Below are 16,542 nucleotides of genomic sequence, written 5' to 3'. Positions count from 1 at the left end.
TTTAAGGAATGAAAATCTTTAATTGGGCATATAAATTACTTCGATCATGGGATTTTAGTGATACGAAGGCTGATTATATTAACCTGGCTGTTAATATAGTTGTACTCGTTGTGGTTGCTTATATTTTAGATTATATTTTTAAAAAGATTTTAATCATTCTGATGGCTATTATTGCCGAAAGAACGAAATCTACGTTTGATGATTTTTTGGTTGCCAATAAAACGGCTAAGTACGTAGCGCATCTTTTCACGCTTTCCTTTATTTACAAAACCGTGCCCATTATTCTAAAGGAGTTTGTTTACTGGGAAGGTTTTTTCACGAAAGGGGTTAAATTTTACATCATTATATTGTCACTTTGGATCATCCGAAGTATTTTTTATTCCCTGAAAGATTACTTAAAAGATAAGCCGAAGTATAAAGATAAGCCCATTGACAGTTACATTCAGGTTATAATGATTTGCTTGTGGGTGTATGGAATTACATATTTTATTTTAACACTACTTAATATAGAATTTACAAGGCTCTTAACTGGATTAGGAGCTGTTTCTGCAATAATTATTTTAATTTTCCGTGATACGATTCTCGGATTTATTGCCAGTATCCAGGTTACGGTGAACGATATGGTTCGTATCGGGGACTGGATTACTATGGAAAAATATGGTGCAGACGGTGATGTTATCGAAATCAATCTAGTTACGGTAAAAGTGCAGAATTTCGACAATACCATCACCACGATTCCGACCTATTTCCTGATTTCCGATTCCTTTAAAAACTGGCGAGGCATGTTGGATTCAGACGGACGACGATTAAAACGTTCAATTCTTTTAAAATCCAGCAGTATTCGTTTTTTAAATGATGATGAAATCGAAAGTTTAAAGAAAATAGAGTTGATTGCCCCTTATTTAAATCACCGTCAGAAGGATATTGACAATTTCAACAAATCCAATAACATCGATAAATCGGTTTTAATTAACGGTCGTAACCTGACCAACTTTGGTGTTTTCCGTAAGTATATTGATATGTATATCTCTAATCATCCGGGAATAAATAAAGATATGTTATTCATGTGCAGGCAATTACAACCTACGCAAAACGGTATGCCGTTGGAAATTTATGCTTTCATAAAAGATAAAAGCTTGGTGGAATATGAAGCAATTATGGCCGATATTTTCGACCATATTTTAGCATCTGTTCGTTATTTTGAAATGGAAATCAATGAAACCGGTGCCATTAAAATAGAATACTAATTATTCTTCCACAGATAATTTCCCGTGAATAGCCGGTTGTCCGAAACTGTCTAAGTTTACCATCGTAATCGCATCCACAGTAATGATTACAGCTTTGGTCATGACATTTCGAACTTCACATCGCATTGTAATTGAAGTCTTTCCGAATTTCACGATATCAAGACCGATTTCAATAATATCTCCCTGTCGGGCTGAACTCGTAAAATTGATTTCCGACATGAATTTAGTAACAATACGGTTATTTTTTAAGATCATGATGGAATATAATGCAGCTTCGTCATCAATCCATGACAGTAATTTTCCTCCGAATAAGGTTCCGTTTGCATTTAGATCTTCAGGTCGTACCCATTTTCTGGTCTGGTAATTCATATATTCTGTTTTTGTAAGGCCAAAGTTACAATATCCAAGTGATCAAAGGCCAGTGTTGGTAAATTTTTTACAGAAAACCAATCAGCTTCTTTCGCATCATCAGCAGCAATAGCTTCAGTATCCGACGAAACAATTCCGAAATATGCAACTGAAACCGTATGTCCTCTCGGATCGCGAAACGGTTTCCCAAAAGCGCCAATTTGTTCTAAATCAGTAATCTTAATTTGCGTTTCTTCTTCCAATTCCCGGATTGCGGCTACTTTTAAATCCTCATTTTCATCGACAAATCCTCCAGGCAATGCCCAACAGTCTTTAAACGGATCATTTTTTCGTTTGATTAAAAGCAATTCGTAATTTTCCTTTTTTCGAAGGATCACGGCATCAACAGTCACGGATATTTTAGCAGTTTTCATGAGCAAAAGTTTTCAACACGAAACTACTAATAACTTTTCAAATACCCTCAGATAATGGAATTTCATTCTTCGTAACTTTAATACAAAGGATAAAAACCATGGAAAATCGCGACACTTTTCTTATTGATTTAAGAGGTGAACCTCTTGGAACGATTTCGGCTCAGTCAACTTCTGAAGAAATTTTTCAGAACAGGACTTTACGACCTATACTGGTTTTACAGAACGAACTCTTTATCGAAGTATTTCAGAATTATGCTGTGAAACAAAAAAGCGTATTCTTTTCGTTATCGCCTGAAAAAAAGATGCAATACATTGAAAATGTGATCCAAAGGGATATCAAGTTCAGAAATTCGCTGAAAGGTATTATCATCGGTCTTTTTACTGTTGAGGAATACAAGGATTACATTCAAAATTCGTCGAACATCAATAAGAGAATGATGAACATGTTGATTGAACGGCTTAAAAGTCAGGTTATGATTCTGGAAATGGAATAATTTAACTCAGATTGCAAATACCACAAACAAAAAAGCTGTCTTTACCGACAGCTTTTTTTATTTAGTAAATGTTCTCACCGTTTAAGTTGGTACGAAGTACCTCGCTCATATAATCGAAAAAAGGGCGCATCGCCTGGAAAGTATCTAAAACTTCCTGCTGGAAATTTGGAGATAAAACTTCTTTATCGGTAAACTTTCTGGTTACTAAGTACTGTTTTTTGCGGATCAGATCAATGGCCGGATGTGCTTTATCGAAACCTTTCGGCGCTGTTTTTAATTCATCGCCTTTTAATTCGCCGAAGAATTTTATAAAAGTAGTATCAGAAACAATCGCACGGATTTCTTCATCGTCCATTTCGAATTCTTTGCGGATACGGTTCAGATCTTCCGGATTCGGATCCCAGAAACCGCCGCCTACAAAACTTTCTCCCGGCTGGATGTGCAGATAATAGCCACCTCGTAAAAATGGCTTCGTACGTGAAAAATGAACACTGAAATGAGTTTTATAAGGTGCTTTATCTTTTGAGAAGCGCACATCACGATAAATTCTGAAAATCTGAATTTGCTCAATGCCATCCTGTTTGGCCAGCTTTTCCCCTACTTCGTTAAAAAAAACTTTTACATCTTTCTGAAGCGAATCAAAACGTTTTTTATTGTCGGTGAACCATTCTCTGTTGTTGTTATCATGTAATTCGGAGAGGAATTCCAATTGGGTTTTTGTAATCATTTTTTTATTTTAAATGTACAATAATATCTTCACACTACTTAAAATTATTTTTCCCTGGACTGGAGCACTTTAACCACATCATTTAATTGAAATCCCTTTACCTGCAATAAAATCAAATAGTGAAAAAGCAGATCGGCGCTCTCATTTAAGAATAGCTCATCGTTTTCATCTTTGGACTCAATCACAACTTCTACAGCTTCTTCTCCGACTTTCTGAGCAATTTTATTGATGCCTTTTTTAAATAAACAAGCAATATAACTTTTTTCAGAATCACCTTTTTCTCTACGCTCTGTAATGGTCTTTTCTAATTTTGAAATAAATCCAAATTCCTGATTGTTACTATTTTGCCAGCAGGTATCTGAACCGGTATGACAAGTTGGGCCAGTTGGGCTTGCCTGAACCAAAAGCGTGTCATTATCGCAATCTTCCGCAATGGAAATCAACTGTAAAAAATTACCACTCTCCTCGCCTTTTGTCCATAAACGATTCTTTGTTCGGCTGAAAAAAGTTACTTTTTGAGTTACTAACGTTCTATTCAGAGCTTCCTGATTCATGTAACCCAGCATCAGTACGTTTTTAGTTTCACTATCCTGAATTATTGCAGGAACCATTCCATCACTATTTTTGGTAAAATCTATTTTCATATTTCTATTTTTCTTTTCCCTTCTCCTTGTTTCTTCTCTCTACACTCGCACCCCTATCCCCTTTTCCTTCAAAAACTGTTTCAGCTCCGGAATCCCGATCTCCTGAAAGTGGAAAACACTGGCAGCTAAGGCAGCATCGGCTTTTCCAATGGTAAAGGTATCTGCAAAGTGCGTCATATTTCCTGCCCCACCGGATGCTATAATGGGAATATTTACAGTTTCGGAGAGTAACGCTAAAGCCTCATTGGCAAAACCGTTTTTAGTTCCGTCATTGGTCATGGAAGTAAACAGGATTTCTCCCGCTCCTCGCTGTTCCGCTTCTTTAGCCCAATCAAATAAATCAATTCCAGTTGGCGTTTTACCTCCTGTTAAATGAACAAGCCAGCGACTTTCGATTAGTTTTGCATCGATGGCCACGACAATACATTGGCTTCCGTATTTTGCAGCAATTTCAGTGATTAAATTCGGATCTCTAACTGCCGATGAATTGACAGAAACCTTATCAGCGCCATTTTTCAATAGCAGATCCACATCTTCAACCGATGAAATTCCGCCGCCAACCGTGAACGGAATATTGATGGCAGCAGCCACTTTTCGAACTAAATCTATTAATGTTGCACGACGTTCTTCGGTAGCTGAAATATCCAGAAAAACCAATTCGTCAGCTCCGGTTTCAGCATACTTTTTAGCCAATTCTACCGGATCTCCGGCATCTTTTAAATCAACGAAATTTACGCCTTTGACGGTTCTTCCGTTTTTAATATCGAGACAGGGAATAATTCTTTTTGTGAGCATATTTTCAGTTTAAGGCTTACAGTTTACAGTTTGTTGTGGAAATCCACTGCTTATTAATTTTTCGAGTTCTTTTAAGGGAATTCGGTTTTCATAGATAGCTTTACCAATGATTACGCCTTCGCATCCCAAATCTGCTAATTTTGGCAACTCGTCAATAGCCGAAATTCCTCCTGAAGCTATTAATTTCAGGTTTGGGACCGACTTCAAAATTTTTTGGTACAAATCAAATGAGGGGCCTTCGAGCATTCCGTCTTGGGCTATATCGGTACAGATAACATATTGAATTCCTTCTTGTTGGTATTGGCGAATAAATGGAATCAGATCTGCGTCCGATTCTTCCAACCAGCCGGAAACCGCAATTCTTTCATTATTGACATCAGCACCTAATATGATTTTTTCCGATCCGCATATTTCTATCCAATTTTTAAAAAGCTCCGGACTTTTAATCGCAACACTTCCCCCGGTAATTTGATTCGCACCTAACTCAAATGCAATTTTTAAATCTGTATCCGATTTTAATCCCCCTCCGAAATCAATTTTTAAACTTGTTTTAGTAGCAATCTGCTCTAACACTTTGTAATTGATGATACGATCCGATTTTGCACCGTCTAAATCAACTAAATGCAAATATTCAATTCCGTGTCCTTCGAATAATTTGGCAACTTCAAGCGGATTTTCATTGTATATTTTTTTGGTATGATAATCTCCTTTCGAAAGACGGACGCATTTTCCGTCGATGATGTCTAGGGCTGGAATGATTCGCATGTGATAGTAATTAGGAGTTAGTAATTAGACGTTAGAGAAAGGAAATTCTTCAAAATTTGCTCGCCGGCAGTCCCACTTTTCTCCGGGTGAAATTGTACACCGTAAAAATTGTCCCGCTGCAAAGCAGTAGTGTATTCAATTTCATAATTTGTTATCGCGATGGTATTTTGACAAAGTGGCGCATAAAAACTGTGTACCAGATACATAAATTCTTTCTCTTTAATTCCTTCAAATAAAGGAGATTGCAAATTGGATACTGTATTCCAGCCCATTTGAGGAACTTTCACCTGATTTGAAAACCTGATCACATCAACATCGAAAATCCCAAGTCCGCGTGTGTTTCCTTCTTCGGAATTATTACACATAAGTTGCATACCCAGACAAATACCTAAAACCGGTTGCTTTAATATCGGAATCAAAATATCTAACTTGCTTTCTTTCAGCTTCTTCATGGCACTGCCTGCCTCGCCTACGCCCGGGAAAATCACTTTGTCGGCTATTTTTATCTCGTTCCAATCCTTTGTGACTGTTCCTTGATGTCCCAATCGTTCCAAGGCAAATAACACGCTCTGGACATTTCCGGCGTCATAATCTATAATGGCTATTTTCATCATAAAAGTCCTTTCGTTGTTGGTAATATCATTTTTTCAAGATCTCTTTTTAGTGCTGCTTTTATCGCTTTGGCGAAAGCTTTAAAAATCGCTTCAATTTTATGATGTTCGTTTGTTCCTTCTGCTTTGATATTCAGATTGGCTTTCGCTCCGTCAGTAAAAGATTTAAAGAAATGGAAGAACATTTCTGTCGGCATCTTTCCAATCTTTTCACGTTTGAAATCGGCTTGCCAAACCAACCAGTTTCTTCCTCCAAAATCAATGGCTACCTGAGCTAAGCAGTCATCCATCGGTAAACAGAAACCGTAGCGTTCAATTCCGAGCTTGTCTCCAAGAGCTTTTGCAAATACTTCACCCAAAGCGATTGCAGTATCTTCAATTGTGTGGTGTTCATCAACTTCTAGGTCGCCTTGCACCTGAATATCCAAATCTATTTGCCCGTGACGAGCAATCTGCTCTAACATATGATCGAAAAAAGCTAAACCGGTGTTGATATTGCTTTTTCCGGTTCCATCCAAATTTACTGTTATGGTAATGTCCGTTTCGTTGGTTTTACGTACAATGGACGCGCTGCGTTTGTCCAATTTTAAAAACTCGTAAATGGTTTTCCAGGAAGTTGTGGTTAAAACGGTTATTGCTGCCAATTCTTCATATGAAGTTGTGATTTCGTTTTCACCCAAACCGACTTCGCTATTAATTAAAATCGCCTTCGATCCTAAATTTTTAGCCAATTCAATATCCGTGATTCGGTCACCAAGCACGAATGAATTTTCTAAATCATAATCGGGATTGTTTAAATATTTTGTCAACATTCCGGTTTTTGGTTTTCTGTTAGGTGAATTTTCTTCGGGAAAACTACTGTCGATAAATATTTCATTAAACACTACTCTTTCATTTTCAAAGGCTTTCAGGATAAATTCCTGTACCGGCCAAAAGCGCTCTTCCGGAAAACTTTCGGTTCCTAAACCATCCTGATTCGTAACCATGACGATCTCAAAATCCAGTTCATTTGCAATTTTGGAGAGGTATTGAAACACTTCGGGATAGAATTCAACTTTGGCTAAAGCATCCACCTGATAATCTTCCGGTTCCAGAATAAGCGTTCCGTCTCTGTCGATAAATAATACTTTCTTTCTCATTACAATGCTTTTAGTATATTGATGAGCAATTGGTTTTCGTCTGGTGTGCCGATCGAAATACGTAAACAGTTTTCGCAAAGCGGTTGATTGTTTCTGTTTCGGATTACAATGCCTTTTTCTATCAGTTGATTATATCTTTTAATGGCATCATCGACTTTAATCAGAATAAAATTGGCTTGTGAAGGATATATATTTTGAATAAAATTAACTTCAAGTAATTGTTTAAGTAAATTGTTCTTTTCTTCTTTAATTAAAGCTATTTTGTATTTTATAATTTCAATTTCTAATAACGCTTCTATTGCTTTTTTCTGTGATAACGTGTTCAGATTATAAGGCGTCTTTATTTTGTTTAAAACCGCTGTTACATCGGCTGAGGCATACAGAATTCCAATTCGGATTCCCGCTAAACCATAGGCTTTGGAAAGGGTTTGTATTATAATTAAATTTGGATAATTGTCCAATTTTGTCAGCCAGCTTTCTCCATCTGAAAAATCGATATAAGCCTCATCCAACACCACCAAACCATCAAAATTCTCTAATAAAGTTACGACACTTTCATTGGAAAAGGAATTTCCGGTCGGGTTGTTTGGTGAACACAGAAAAATCATTTTCGTATTGATATCAACAGCTTCTAAAATACGATCAACATCAGGCTGAAATTCGAATGATAACAATACTTCCCTATTTTCCACGGCATTCAGATTCGCCAAAACACTGTACATTCCGTATGTTGGCGGAAGCGTGATCACGTTATCGGAATTCGGTTCACAAAAAGCACGAAACAGTAGATCCAATACTTCGTCGCTGCCGTTTCCTAGTAAAATCTGATTCGGATTCACGGATTTTTGTTTTGCCAATATTTCTTTTAGCACCTGTTGTTGCGGATCAGGATAGCGATTCAAACCATTTTCAATAGGATTTTCATTGGCATCCAGGAAGACCATCTTTTGATTGAAATCTTTAAATTCATCTCTTGCCGAAGAATAAGGAAACATCGCTTTAATATTGTTTCTTATTAATTTTTCTAATTCCATTCTTTTTGTTTTTTAATTTTTGAAGACTGTTAAGACGAAGCGTTACTGCATTTTTATGGGCCTGTAAACCTTCTGCTTCCGCCATGATTTCAATTGTTTTCCCTATATTCTTTATGCCTTTTTCTGAAATCTTCTGGAAAGTCATCGCTTTTAAAAAACTGTCCAGATTCACACCGCTGTAGTTTTTGGCAAAACCGTTTGTCGGCAAAGTGTGATTCGTTCCCGAAGCATAATCTCCGGCACTCTCAGGAGTATAGTTTCCGATGAAAACAGATCCTGCATTGGCAATTCCTCTGATATAAAAACTCTCGTCTTCTACTGCTATAATAAGGTGTTCCGGGGCATATTCATTTATAAAATCCAAAGCCAGTTTATCGTTTTCCAGATAAATTAGTTTCGAATTTCGAATCGCCTTTGCTGCTATTTCCTTTCTTGGAAGTTCTTCCAGTTGCTTTGCGATTTCTTTTTCAACATCGGTAAGTAACTTTTGGGAGGTGGTAACCAAAACTACCTGGCTGTCAGCGCCGTGTTCAGCCTGGCTTAGTAAATCGGAAGCCACAAATTGTACATTGGCAGTATCATCGGCAACTGCTAACAATTCGGATGGTCCAGCCGGTATGTCGATGGCGACTCCAAATTGAACAGCTACTTGTTTAGCGATTGTTACGAATTGATTCCCGGGTCCGAATATTTTATAAACTTTTGGTATGGCATCGGTTCCGAAAGTCATTCCTGCAATGGCTTGTATGCCACCTACTTTCAAAATTTGGGTAATACCACATGAATACGCAGCAAATAAAATCGCAGGATTGATTTTTCCTTCTTTGTCCGGTGGCGAACAAAGTACAATCTCTGTGCAGCCCGCTATTTGAGCCGGAACTGCCAGCATCAAAACTGTAGAAAACAAAGGCGCTGATCCACCCGGAATATAAAGACCGACTTTTTGAATAGGCCTTTTTTCCTGCCAGCACGAAACACCTTCCATGGTTTCAATTTCAATTCTTTCCGTTTTTTGAGCATTGTGAAAGGTTTCGATATTAGATTTTGCCATGAGGATTGCTTCTTTCAATTCCTGTGGAACTTTCGCAATCGCTTCTTTAATTTCAATTTCGGATACGTTAATATCCTTAAGTGTAATTCCATCAAAAATTGAAGTGTATTTATTGATTGCTTGGTCACCTTTTTGTCTTACCTCTTTAAAAATTTCTTTTACGGTTTCTTCAATTGCGGCATAAGTCTTTGTCGGACGTTTTGTTAGGTTCCCCCATTGGGATTTGTCAGGATTTATTATTTTGTTCATATTGCTTCTGTTTATATAATCTATTCTCTTTTTTCTTGTCTCTTGCATTCTTTTTCTAAAGCACCATTTTCTCTATCGGGCAAATCAAAATATCTTCCGCTCCGGCATCTTTGAGTTGATTAATAACTTCCCAGAATTGCTCTTCATTTATTACCGAATGCAGGCTGCTCCAACCTTCCTCGGCTAAGGGGAGAATGGTGACGCTTTTTAAAACCGGAAGAATCGAACTGATTTCGGCAATCTTTTCATTCGGTACGTTCATGAGGATATATTTTGATTTTCGGGCTTTTAAAACTGATTGGATTCGGAAACGAAAACTGTTTAAAATCGTCATTTTTTTAGCTGTTAATTTTGGTGAAACTGCGAGAACTGCTTCGCTTTTCAGAATGACGGCGACTTCCTTCAGATTATTTTTGAAAAGTGTACTACCCGTAGAAACGATATCCACAATAGCATCAGATAAACCGATATTTGGAGCAATTTCAACAGAACCCGAAATTTCATGTAATTCGACCGGAATGTTTTTGGAATTAAAATAACTTAAAACCGTGTTGGGATAGGAAGTTGCTATACGTGAGCCGGTTAAGTCGGATATGCCGCTATATTCGAATGCTTCAGGTACCGCTACCGACACACGGCATTTTGAAAATCCCAGACGCTCCAGGATCTCGATGGAATCTCCTTTTTCTACCAACAGATTGTCGCCTACGATTGCGATATCTACTACGCCATCAAGTAGATACTGAGGAATATCCGAATTGCGAAGGAATAAAATTTCCATTGGAAAATTTGAAGATGTAGCTTTAAGCTGATCGTTACCGTTTTCTACGGATATGCCACAGTCTTTGAGAATTTTGAGACTGTCTTCGTTGAGACGTCCCGATTTTTGGATTGCAATTTTTAATGTACTCATGATTGTTTCGGTTGGAAATATTGTTTGAGTACAGCAAAAGAGTAGCAATAAAAAAACCCGTTTGATATACTCAAACGGGTTTTAAAAATATATGATTTATACACATACCATTATCACTTCGCTTGAGCGGAGAAATAATGATGATGATGTAATTGATTTAAAAACATTTCTTTGTGTTTTGATGTTGCAAATGTAAAATCTTTATTTTCACAAAAACAAATTATTTTTAAACTTTTTCTTTTTTAATGATCGTCGTTATGATCCTTTTCATTTGTTTCTGTTGCGGAAACTCCCATTTCATTGCTGTTTTCACGGATTTCAGTGTGACGGATTTCGCCACCTGTCGTTCCGGTTTTCTGAGCTAAAAACACAGCTGCAACTCCAAGTAGGATTGCGAAAAATGTAATCAAATTAGCTTTTGCATGTTTTTTTATGTTCAGGAATAAGCCTAATAATGAAACAGCACCTAAAGCATAAAGAACCAAGGCTAATTTTTCTGCTATCTCCTCATGTTCGTGAATTACTTCGTGGGTTACAGCTGGGAATTTTTCAGCCAATTCCTCTGCTCCTTCACCTGTATTCATACTGGCAAAACCGAAAATAGCTGCCACAATAAATAAAACATAAGCTGTGTTTTTGATAGAATTATTTTTAAAAACAGATCCGGCAATTAAAATTCCAAGTCCGAAAATGGTGCCGATAATCGGAAAGTGGTTAACCAACATGTGTAAATGAGCGTCGTTCATACTTGTTTTTTTGATTTAAGGGTTATTATTAGTTGAAATTCTGTCTGATTCTGATTACTGTTTTGAGCAACGAAGATATATTTTTTAATCGATTACATCAAATCCTCTTTTGAAAACCAAATTCATGCTGATTTTTAATGCTGAGGGAGCGTCAAAATAACTTCAGTCCCCTCTTTTAACTTACTTTTAATTTCGATATGAATGTTTAGAAGGAGGCATAACTTTTTTACTATGGACAAGCCAAGACCTGTTCCTTTAATTTCAGGATGATTCGATGGGTCGGAGCGATAAAACTGTTCGAAAACTTTATTCAGATCTTCTTTTTTGATGCCAATACCGTTATCGGTGATTCGACAAACTGTTTTTCCATGTTCCCTTGAAATGCTGACCGAAACACCGCCATTTTCGGAAGTGTATTTTATCGCATTCGACAATAAATTTCCGATAATTATTGATAGTAAATAACTGTCTGTTTTTATATAATAATCACTGGTGAAATCGTGTACGATGGTAATGTTTTTACTTTTTGATTTCGGCGATAATCGGGTAATAACATCCAAAAAAACCGAACTTAAAAGGACTTCTTCGTTTTTGATATTCTGTTTCTGATTTTCAAATCTTGCCAGCAACAGTAATTCGTCCACAAGATTATTTAAACGGTCGACTTCAGAAATGCAATAGTTGATTTTACGCTCGTACTCTTCTTTTTCCCTCGGTTTTCTGATTAAAACCTCCAAAGTGCCTTTAATTACAGCCAAAGGAGTTCGTAATTCGTGGGAAGCATCGGAAGTAAACTGTTTTTCGCGCGCTACAGAATCTTCAATTCGGTCTAAAAGATTGTTTATATTGTTTGAAAGAATGTGTAATTCGTCCTTATTTGAGGGCAATGCAATTCGGAACGACAAATCATCTTTTGTAATTTTTTCTGTGGTTTCAATTATTGTGCTCACCGGTTTGATACTTCTCCCGGCAATGATTCGGGCAAGAACAAAAAGGATGATCAGAATTAGCGGGTAAAGTATGAACAAGGTCTCATTTAGATTATCCAATACCTTTTTACTGTCTTCAAGGGAAAGCCCGACAAGAAGATAGCCAACTTTTGAATTATTATGGATTATTGGCGTCTGAGAAAGCCTTATGTGCTGGTTTTTCAAAGTGGTATCGTAAAAGTGTTTTTCTTTCAGATCCGGATCAAATTGTAAATTCTCGAATTTAAGATTCGGGGATTTTTCGATGGTTTTCCCGTTGATGTCGGTTATTTCGACAAAAATCGGATTTACAGAAACCGTGTTGTGTTCCCGTTCCTGCCATTCGTTTTTGTCAATCCATACGGTTTTCTCCGAGCTAAAAGTAACTTCTCTTAAATGCAACAGAATCTCGTCTTCTATCTGACTATTTACATGCTTGTAAATGCTGTACTTTGCAATTGAAAAAATGACAAAAAAAACCAAAAATATCAACAAAGCCGTCGATAAAATGTAGTTAAATGCGATCCTGTTTTTAAATGAAAGATTCAGCATGGTCTATCGGTGTATGGATTCGAAATCAGGTTCTATGTGAATTAATACATGACCTAATTCGGTAAGTTCTGTCCGAAGGGTATCCTTTAGAAGATGGGCAATATCGTGACCTTCTTTTACCGTTTTATTGCCGTCGACCATAACATGTAAATCAACATGGTATTTCATTCCTGCTTTACGGATGAAACATTTTTCGATAGCAATGACATTCGGAACCGTGGCTGCAATTTTTTTTATTTCCGCTTCCAGATCATGATATAAATGCTCATCCATGATTTCCCCAAGGGCCGGTCTGAAAATCTTATAACAATTGTACAGGATAAAACAGGAGGCTAATAAGGCAGCCCAATCATCCGCAGCTTCATATCCTTTTCCGAAATAAAGTGCAATCGAGATCCCTATAAATGCTGCTACAGAGGTAATTGCGTCGCTTCGATGGTGCCAGGCATCTGCTTCCAGCGCGCTGCTTTTTGTTTCTTTGCTTTTTCGCATTACCATTTGGAATGAATACTCCTTCCATAAAATAATGGCGCCTAAAATGAAAAGCGTGAAAGGTTTTGGCAAATCGTGAGGCGTACTGATATTATGAACGCTCTCGTATGCAATAATAGTAGCCGAGGTAATAAGAAAGCCAACAACAATGAAGGTAATTAAGGGTTCAGCTCTTCCGTGACCGTAAGGATGATTTTCATCGGCAGGTTTGTTGGAATATTTTATTCCGAAAAGCACAAGTAAAGAAGCGAAAATATCGGCAGTCGATTCGATTGCATCGGCAATCATGGCATACGAATTACCAAAAAATCCGGAAATCCCTTTTATCAGCGCCAATAAGGTATTACTGACGATACTGAAATAAGTAGCTTTTATTGCTGTTTCGGTTCTTGACATAGTTAACTTTCATTGGCAATATAGCCAACACCTCTTATCGTTTTGATCAGTTCGACATCCTTATTTAAATTGAGCTTTTTTCGGATCGCATTGATAAAAACATCGATGACACCCGTATCGTATTCAAAATGAATGTTCCAGACGTCTTCAATTATATTATTTCGGGTACAAACCGTTCCTTTGCGTTCAGTCAAATATTTGAGGAGTTCATATTCTCTTTGCGTAAGAACGACCTCTGTATCATCCATAAAAACCTGATGACTCAAGGTTTTTATGCTAATGTTGCCCAAAGTTAAAACATTTTGCTTGTCTTCACTGCGAAAATGGATTTTTATTCGTTCCAGTAATTCATCAAAACTGAAAGGTTTTTTGATGTAATCGTTAGCTCCGGAACGCAAACCTTCAATGGTTTCCTGAACAGTGTCCTTGGCTGTGAGAAATAAAATCGGGGTCTTTTCGTCTTTTTTGCGAATGGTTTTGCACACTTCCAATCCTGTTAGTTTAGGAAGCATCCAATCTAAAAGAATGATGTCCGGTATTTGTGTTTTAACCATTTCCAATGCCTGTATTCCATCGGAAGCAATAAAAACGGTATAGCCTTCTTCTTCCAAACCCTGTTTAAGAAAGTTAGAAATACCCTCTTCGTCTTCTACAATTAAAATCTTCATAATAAAAGGTTGTAAATTTTAGAGCGAAATTAACTATTTGTGAAAACAAACGGATTGTTATAAAACTATCTTAAGCGAACCTTAAGTGAACCTTAAGCGATTAAAAATGATAGGTTTATAAGTTTGCAGTGTAATATAATTGTAATGAAACCTGCAAAAAATAATGCCCCGTTTTTAAAGTTAGGTATTTTTTATTTAACTGTAAATCTGATCTTAAGAATAATACTGATTTTTCATCCGATTACCCAATCTGGTTTTGGATTTACTTCTGTTGCAAAAATATTGTTCTTAGGTCTTGTGTCAGACTTCTTTGTCTATACATTAGCAAGTTCTTTTTTATGGCTCTACCAAATATTCCTCTCCAATTCAAAATACCATAAACCTTGGGGATATATTATTTTTGGGCTATTAGTAGGCTTATTATTTTATATTTCCTTTTTCAATACCATTTTAAATGAATATGGAGGCGTAGTTCCAACTATCGGAATTGCTCTGGTTGGCTTGAAAACCTTTTTGTTTGGCTTGCTTCTTTTTCTTCCGAAATACCGCAAGAACATACGTTTAGCCCTCTATTCCATTACCATTTTCATTTTTGTTCTGATTATCATACAAAATGCGGTAAGCGAGTTTTTTTTCTGGAACGAATTTGGGGTTAAATACAATTTCATTGCAGTGGATTATCTTGTTTATACCAATACTGTTATTGGAAACATCATGGAATCCTATCCTGTAGCTCCTTTATTTATCGGAATCGGAATTGCATCGTTAGTTTCTACCTATATTATTGTAAAAAACACAAGTGCATTTTTAAATAACCTTCCTTCTTTTAAAGAAAAACTGCAACTTTCAATGGTTTATATTGTTCTGTTTTTCATCTCATTAGTTGCGGTTCCATTCATGACGAAGTTCGAAAATTCGGATAATATTTTCGTTAACGAACTTCAGGCTAATGGCGTGTATAAATTTTATACGGCTTTCATGAACAGTGAATTGGACTACAATAAATTCTATAAAACATTACCGGATCAAAAAGCATATGCTATTCTGAAATCGGAAATTCCTTCCGTAACAACAGCATCTACATTAAGAAATGTTCAGAGCGATAATACAGAACTTCATAAAAATGTAGTACTTATTACAGTCGAAAGTCTTAGTGCCGATTTCATGAAAACTTATGGTAATGAACAAAATATTACTCCTTTTCTGGATTCGCTGGCAGATAAAAGTTTATTATTCACAAATCTTTATGCAACCGGTAACAGAACTGTTCGAGGTTTGGAAGCTGTAACGCTTTGTATTCCTCCTACCGCTGGAGAAAGTGTTGTGAAGCGCGAGGACAACAAGAACAAATTTTCTACCGGAAGCGTTTTTAAACAAAAAGGATACGATGTCAAATACCTTTATGGAGGTGATGCCTATTTTGATAATATGGAAAGTTTCTTTAGAGGTAACGGTTATGATATAGTCGACAAAAAAGCGCTTAAACCAAGCGAGATTTCCTTTGAGAACATCTGGGGCGTTTGTGATGAGGATATGGCTAAAAAAGCAATTCAGGTGATGAATGAGGAAGCAAAAGAAGGAAAGCCTTTCTTTAATCACTGGATGACAGTAAGCAACCACAGACCATTTACTTACCCTGAGAATAAGATCGATATTTCTGCCGATTCAAAATCCCGTGAAGGCGGAGTAAAATATACGGATTATGCTTTGCGCCAGTTTTTTGCCATGGCTGAAAAACAATCTTGGTTTAAAAATACCGTATTTGTAATCATTGCAGATCATTGCGCTTCAAGTTCGGGTAAAACAGAATTACCGATGGAAAAATACAGAATTCCGGCCATGGTTTATTCCCCGGGATTCGTTGTGCCTCAGAAATATTCCAAATTAATGTCGCAAATCGATGTAATGCCAACGGTTATGGGATTGTTGCATTTTGACTATAAAAGTAAATTTTACGGACAGGATGTTATGAGAGCGGATTACAAACAAAGAGCTTTTATTGCAACCTATCAGGATTTAGGTTTAGTTAAAGATAATGTCTTAACCATCATTTCTCCGGTTAGAAAAGTAAAACAGTTTGATTTAATCAGTACTTCTCAGAATAGTGGATCTGGTATCTTTCAGATTCATTATGATGAAAAACCTAAAAAAGTGATCAATAAGAAGCTGGAAATTGAGACGATTTCTTATTATCAAAGCGCCTCGGAAATGCTGAAAAATAAAAAATATCAGAAAGTATAAAAAAATCCGATTCGCATGAATCGGATTT

17 protein-coding genes and 1 pseudogene are annotated in these 16,542 nt (G+C 36.7%); 3 read left to right on the top strand and 15 right to left on the bottom strand.

Annotated features, from left to right (window positions below):
* The first annotated feature begins 8 nt into the window (after positions 1 to 8).
* Entirely contained in the window at positions 9 to 1,247 is a 1,239-nt protein-coding gene (locus AC3E9U_RS00700) for a mechanosensitive ion channel family protein (RefSeq protein ID WP_488744983.1), read from the top strand.
* Here AC3E9U_RS00700 and AC3E9U_RS00695 read toward each other — a convergent pair whose 3' ends face one another.
* Both AC3E9U_RS00695 and AC3E9U_RS00690 read right to left on the bottom strand, forming a co-directional pair.
* On the bottom strand, positions 1,248 to 1,616 hold the full coding sequence (locus AC3E9U_RS00695; protein WP_488744982.1) for an acyl-CoA thioesterase: 369 nt from the start codon (positions 1,614 to 1,616) through the stop codon (positions 1,248 to 1,250).
* Positions 1,613 to 2,029, bottom strand: a complete 417-nt coding sequence (locus tag AC3E9U_RS00690; RefSeq protein ID WP_488744981.1) for an NUDIX domain-containing protein — start codon at positions 2,027 to 2,029, stop codon at positions 1,613 to 1,615. Before AC3E9U_RS00690 ends, AC3E9U_RS00695 begins: the two co-directional genes overlap by 4 nt.
* Positions 2,030 to 2,127: 98 nt before the next feature.
* Here AC3E9U_RS00690 and AC3E9U_RS00685 point away from each other — a divergent pair, with 98 nt between their 5' ends.
* A complete protein-coding gene (locus AC3E9U_RS00685; RefSeq protein WP_488744980.1) occupies positions 2,128 to 2,523 on the top strand; it encodes a glyoxalase in 396 nt (131 codons plus the stop codon).
* A 61-nt stretch (positions 2,524 to 2,584) separates the two neighbouring features.
* Here the strand turns inward: AC3E9U_RS00685 and AC3E9U_RS00680 are convergent, their stop codons facing one another.
* The 13 genes and pseudogenes from AC3E9U_RS00680 to AC3E9U_RS00620 form a co-directional block, all read right to left on the bottom strand.
* Positions 2,585 to 3,250 carry a DUF2461 domain-containing protein gene (locus AC3E9U_RS00680; RefSeq protein ID WP_488744979.1) on the bottom strand — a complete coding sequence of 222 codons (666 nt, stop codon included), beginning with the start codon at positions 3,248 to 3,250 and terminating at the stop codon, positions 2,585 to 2,587.
* A 44-nt stretch (positions 3,251 to 3,294) separates the two neighbouring features.
* Positions 3,295 to 3,903, bottom strand: a pseudogene (gene hisIE / locus AC3E9U_RS00675) (bifunctional phosphoribosyl-AMP cyclohydrolase/phosphoribosyl-ATP diphosphatase HisIE); the annotation flags it as partial.
* A 30-nt stretch (positions 3,904 to 3,933) separates the two neighbouring features.
* A complete protein-coding gene (gene hisF / locus AC3E9U_RS00670; RefSeq protein ID WP_488744978.1) occupies positions 3,934 to 4,689 on the bottom strand; it encodes an imidazole glycerol phosphate synthase subunit HisF in 756 nt (251 codons plus the stop codon).
* A gap of 9 nt (positions 4,690 to 4,698) precedes the next feature.
* Positions 4,699 to 5,454, bottom strand: a complete 756-nt coding sequence (gene hisA / locus AC3E9U_RS00665) for a 1-(5-phosphoribosyl)-5-[(5-phosphoribosylamino)methylideneamino]imidazole-4-carboxamide isomerase (protein WP_488744977.1) — start codon at positions 5,452 to 5,454, stop codon at positions 4,699 to 4,701.
* Between the two features lie 17 nt (positions 5,455 to 5,471).
* A complete protein-coding gene (gene hisH / locus AC3E9U_RS00660; protein ID WP_488745490.1) occupies positions 5,472 to 6,065 on the bottom strand; it encodes an imidazole glycerol phosphate synthase subunit HisH in 594 nt (197 codons plus the stop codon).
* Positions 6,065 to 7,204, bottom strand: coding sequence for a bifunctional histidinol-phosphatase/imidazoleglycerol-phosphate dehydratase HisB (hisB, locus tag AC3E9U_RS00655; protein ID WP_488744976.1), 1,140 nt, complete (start codon positions 7,202 to 7,204; stop codon positions 6,065 to 6,067). The genes hisH and hisB overlap by 1 nt, the downstream gene beginning before the upstream one ends.
* Entirely contained in the window at positions 7,204 to 8,238 is a 1,035-nt protein-coding gene (hisC, locus tag AC3E9U_RS00650) for a histidinol-phosphate transaminase (RefSeq protein ID WP_488744975.1), read from the bottom strand. The genes hisB and hisC overlap by 1 nt, the downstream gene beginning before the upstream one ends.
* Complete coding sequence (gene hisD / locus AC3E9U_RS00645) at positions 8,204 to 9,538, bottom strand: histidinol dehydrogenase (protein ID WP_488744974.1); 1,335 nt, start codon at positions 9,536 to 9,538, stop codon at positions 8,204 to 8,206. Before hisD ends, hisC begins: the two co-directional genes overlap by 35 nt.
* A 55-nt stretch (positions 9,539 to 9,593) precedes the next feature.
* Positions 9,594 to 10,451, bottom strand: coding sequence for an ATP phosphoribosyltransferase (hisG, locus tag AC3E9U_RS00640; protein WP_488744973.1), 858 nt, complete (start codon positions 10,449 to 10,451; stop codon positions 9,594 to 9,596).
* Between the two features lie 242 nt (positions 10,452 to 10,693).
* Positions 10,694 to 11,197 (bottom strand): DUF2231 domain-containing protein, encoded by a 504-nt coding sequence (locus AC3E9U_RS00635; RefSeq protein WP_488744972.1) that lies wholly within the window; start codon positions 11,195 to 11,197, stop codon positions 10,694 to 10,696.
* A 134-nt stretch (positions 11,198 to 11,331) separates the two neighbouring features.
* Positions 11,332 to 12,717 (bottom strand): sensor histidine kinase, encoded by a 1,386-nt coding sequence (locus AC3E9U_RS00630; protein ID WP_488744971.1) that lies wholly within the window; start codon positions 12,715 to 12,717, stop codon positions 11,332 to 11,334.
* A 3-nt stretch (positions 12,718 to 12,720) separates the two neighbouring features.
* On the bottom strand, positions 12,721 to 13,605 hold the full coding sequence (locus tag AC3E9U_RS00625; protein ID WP_488744970.1) for a cation diffusion facilitator family transporter: 885 nt from the start codon (positions 13,603 to 13,605) through the stop codon (positions 12,721 to 12,723).
* A gap of 2 nt (positions 13,606 to 13,607) precedes the next feature.
* Positions 13,608 to 14,273, bottom strand: coding sequence for a response regulator transcription factor (locus tag AC3E9U_RS00620; RefSeq protein WP_488744969.1), 666 nt, complete (start codon positions 14,271 to 14,273; stop codon positions 13,608 to 13,610).
* 144 nt (positions 14,274 to 14,417) lie between these two features.
* Here AC3E9U_RS00620 and AC3E9U_RS00615 point away from each other — a divergent pair, with 144 nt between their 5' ends.
* Positions 14,418 to 16,514: an LTA synthase family protein gene (locus tag AC3E9U_RS00615; protein ID WP_488744968.1), complete on the top strand. Its 2,097-nt coding sequence runs from the start codon at positions 14,418 to 14,420 to the stop codon at positions 16,512 to 16,514.
* Positions 16,515 to 16,542: the final 28 nt, after the last annotated feature.

Source organism: Flavobacterium sp. 21.1, from assembly GCF_057801535.1.
Note: the sequence above shows the minus strand (reverse complement) of the source record. Positions and strands in the feature narration are given on the sequence as shown.

What these genes read in the sequence shown, in the direction of transcription:
- AC3E9U_RS00700 (WP_488744983.1), top strand. Translation starts at nt 9, where the DNA reads ATGAAAATCTTTAATTGGGCATATAAATTACTTCGATCATGGGATTTT.
- AC3E9U_RS00695 (WP_488744982.1), bottom strand. Translation starts at nt 1,616, where the DNA reads ATGAATTACCAGACCAGAAAATGGGTACGACCTGAAGATCTAAATGCA.
- AC3E9U_RS00690 (WP_488744981.1), bottom strand. Translation starts at nt 2,029, where the DNA reads ATGAAAACTGCTAAAATATCCGTGACTGTTGATGCCGTGATCCTTCGA.
- AC3E9U_RS00685 (WP_488744980.1), top strand. Translation starts at nt 2,128, where the DNA reads ATGGAAAATCGCGACACTTTTCTTATTGATTTAAGAGGTGAACCTCTT.
- AC3E9U_RS00680 (WP_488744979.1), bottom strand. Translation starts at nt 3,250, where the DNA reads ATGATTACAAAAACCCAATTGGAATTCCTCTCCGAATTACATGATAAC.
- hisF (WP_488744978.1), bottom strand. Translation starts at nt 4,689, where the DNA reads ATGCTCACAAAAAGAATTATTCCCTGTCTCGATATTAAAAACGGAAGA.
- hisA (WP_488744977.1), bottom strand. Translation starts at nt 5,454, where the DNA reads ATGCGAATCATTCCAGCCCTAGACATCATCGACGGAAAATGCGTCCGT.
- hisH (WP_488745490.1), bottom strand. Translation starts at nt 6,065, where the DNA reads ATGAAAATAGCCATTATAGATTATGACGCCGGAAATGTCCAGAGCGTG.
- hisB (WP_488744976.1), bottom strand. Translation starts at nt 7,204, where the DNA reads ATGAGAAAGAAAGTATTATTTATCGACAGAGACGGAACGCTTATTCTG.
- hisC (WP_488744975.1), bottom strand. Translation starts at nt 8,238, where the DNA reads ATGGAATTAGAAAAATTAATAAGAAACAATATTAAAGCGATGTTTCCT.
- hisD (WP_488744974.1), bottom strand. Translation starts at nt 9,538, where the DNA reads ATGAACAAAATAATAAATCCTGACAAATCCCAATGGGGGAACCTAACA.
- hisG (WP_488744973.1), bottom strand. Translation starts at nt 10,451, where the DNA reads ATGAGTACATTAAAAATTGCAATCCAAAAATCGGGACGTCTCAACGAA.
- AC3E9U_RS00635 (WP_488744972.1), bottom strand. Translation starts at nt 11,197, where the DNA reads ATGAACGACGCTCATTTACACATGTTGGTTAACCACTTTCCGATTATC.
- AC3E9U_RS00630 (WP_488744971.1), bottom strand. Translation starts at nt 12,717, where the DNA reads ATGCTGAATCTTTCATTTAAAAACAGGATCGCATTTAACTACATTTTA.
- AC3E9U_RS00625 (WP_488744970.1), bottom strand. Translation starts at nt 13,605, where the DNA reads ATGTCAAGAACCGAAACAGCAATAAAAGCTACTTATTTCAGTATCGTC.
- AC3E9U_RS00620 (WP_488744969.1), bottom strand. Translation starts at nt 14,273, where the DNA reads ATGAAGATTTTAATTGTAGAAGACGAAGAGGGTATTTCTAACTTTCTT.
- AC3E9U_RS00615 (WP_488744968.1), top strand. Translation starts at nt 14,418, where the DNA reads ATGAAACCTGCAAAAAATAATGCCCCGTTTTTAAAGTTAGGTATTTTT.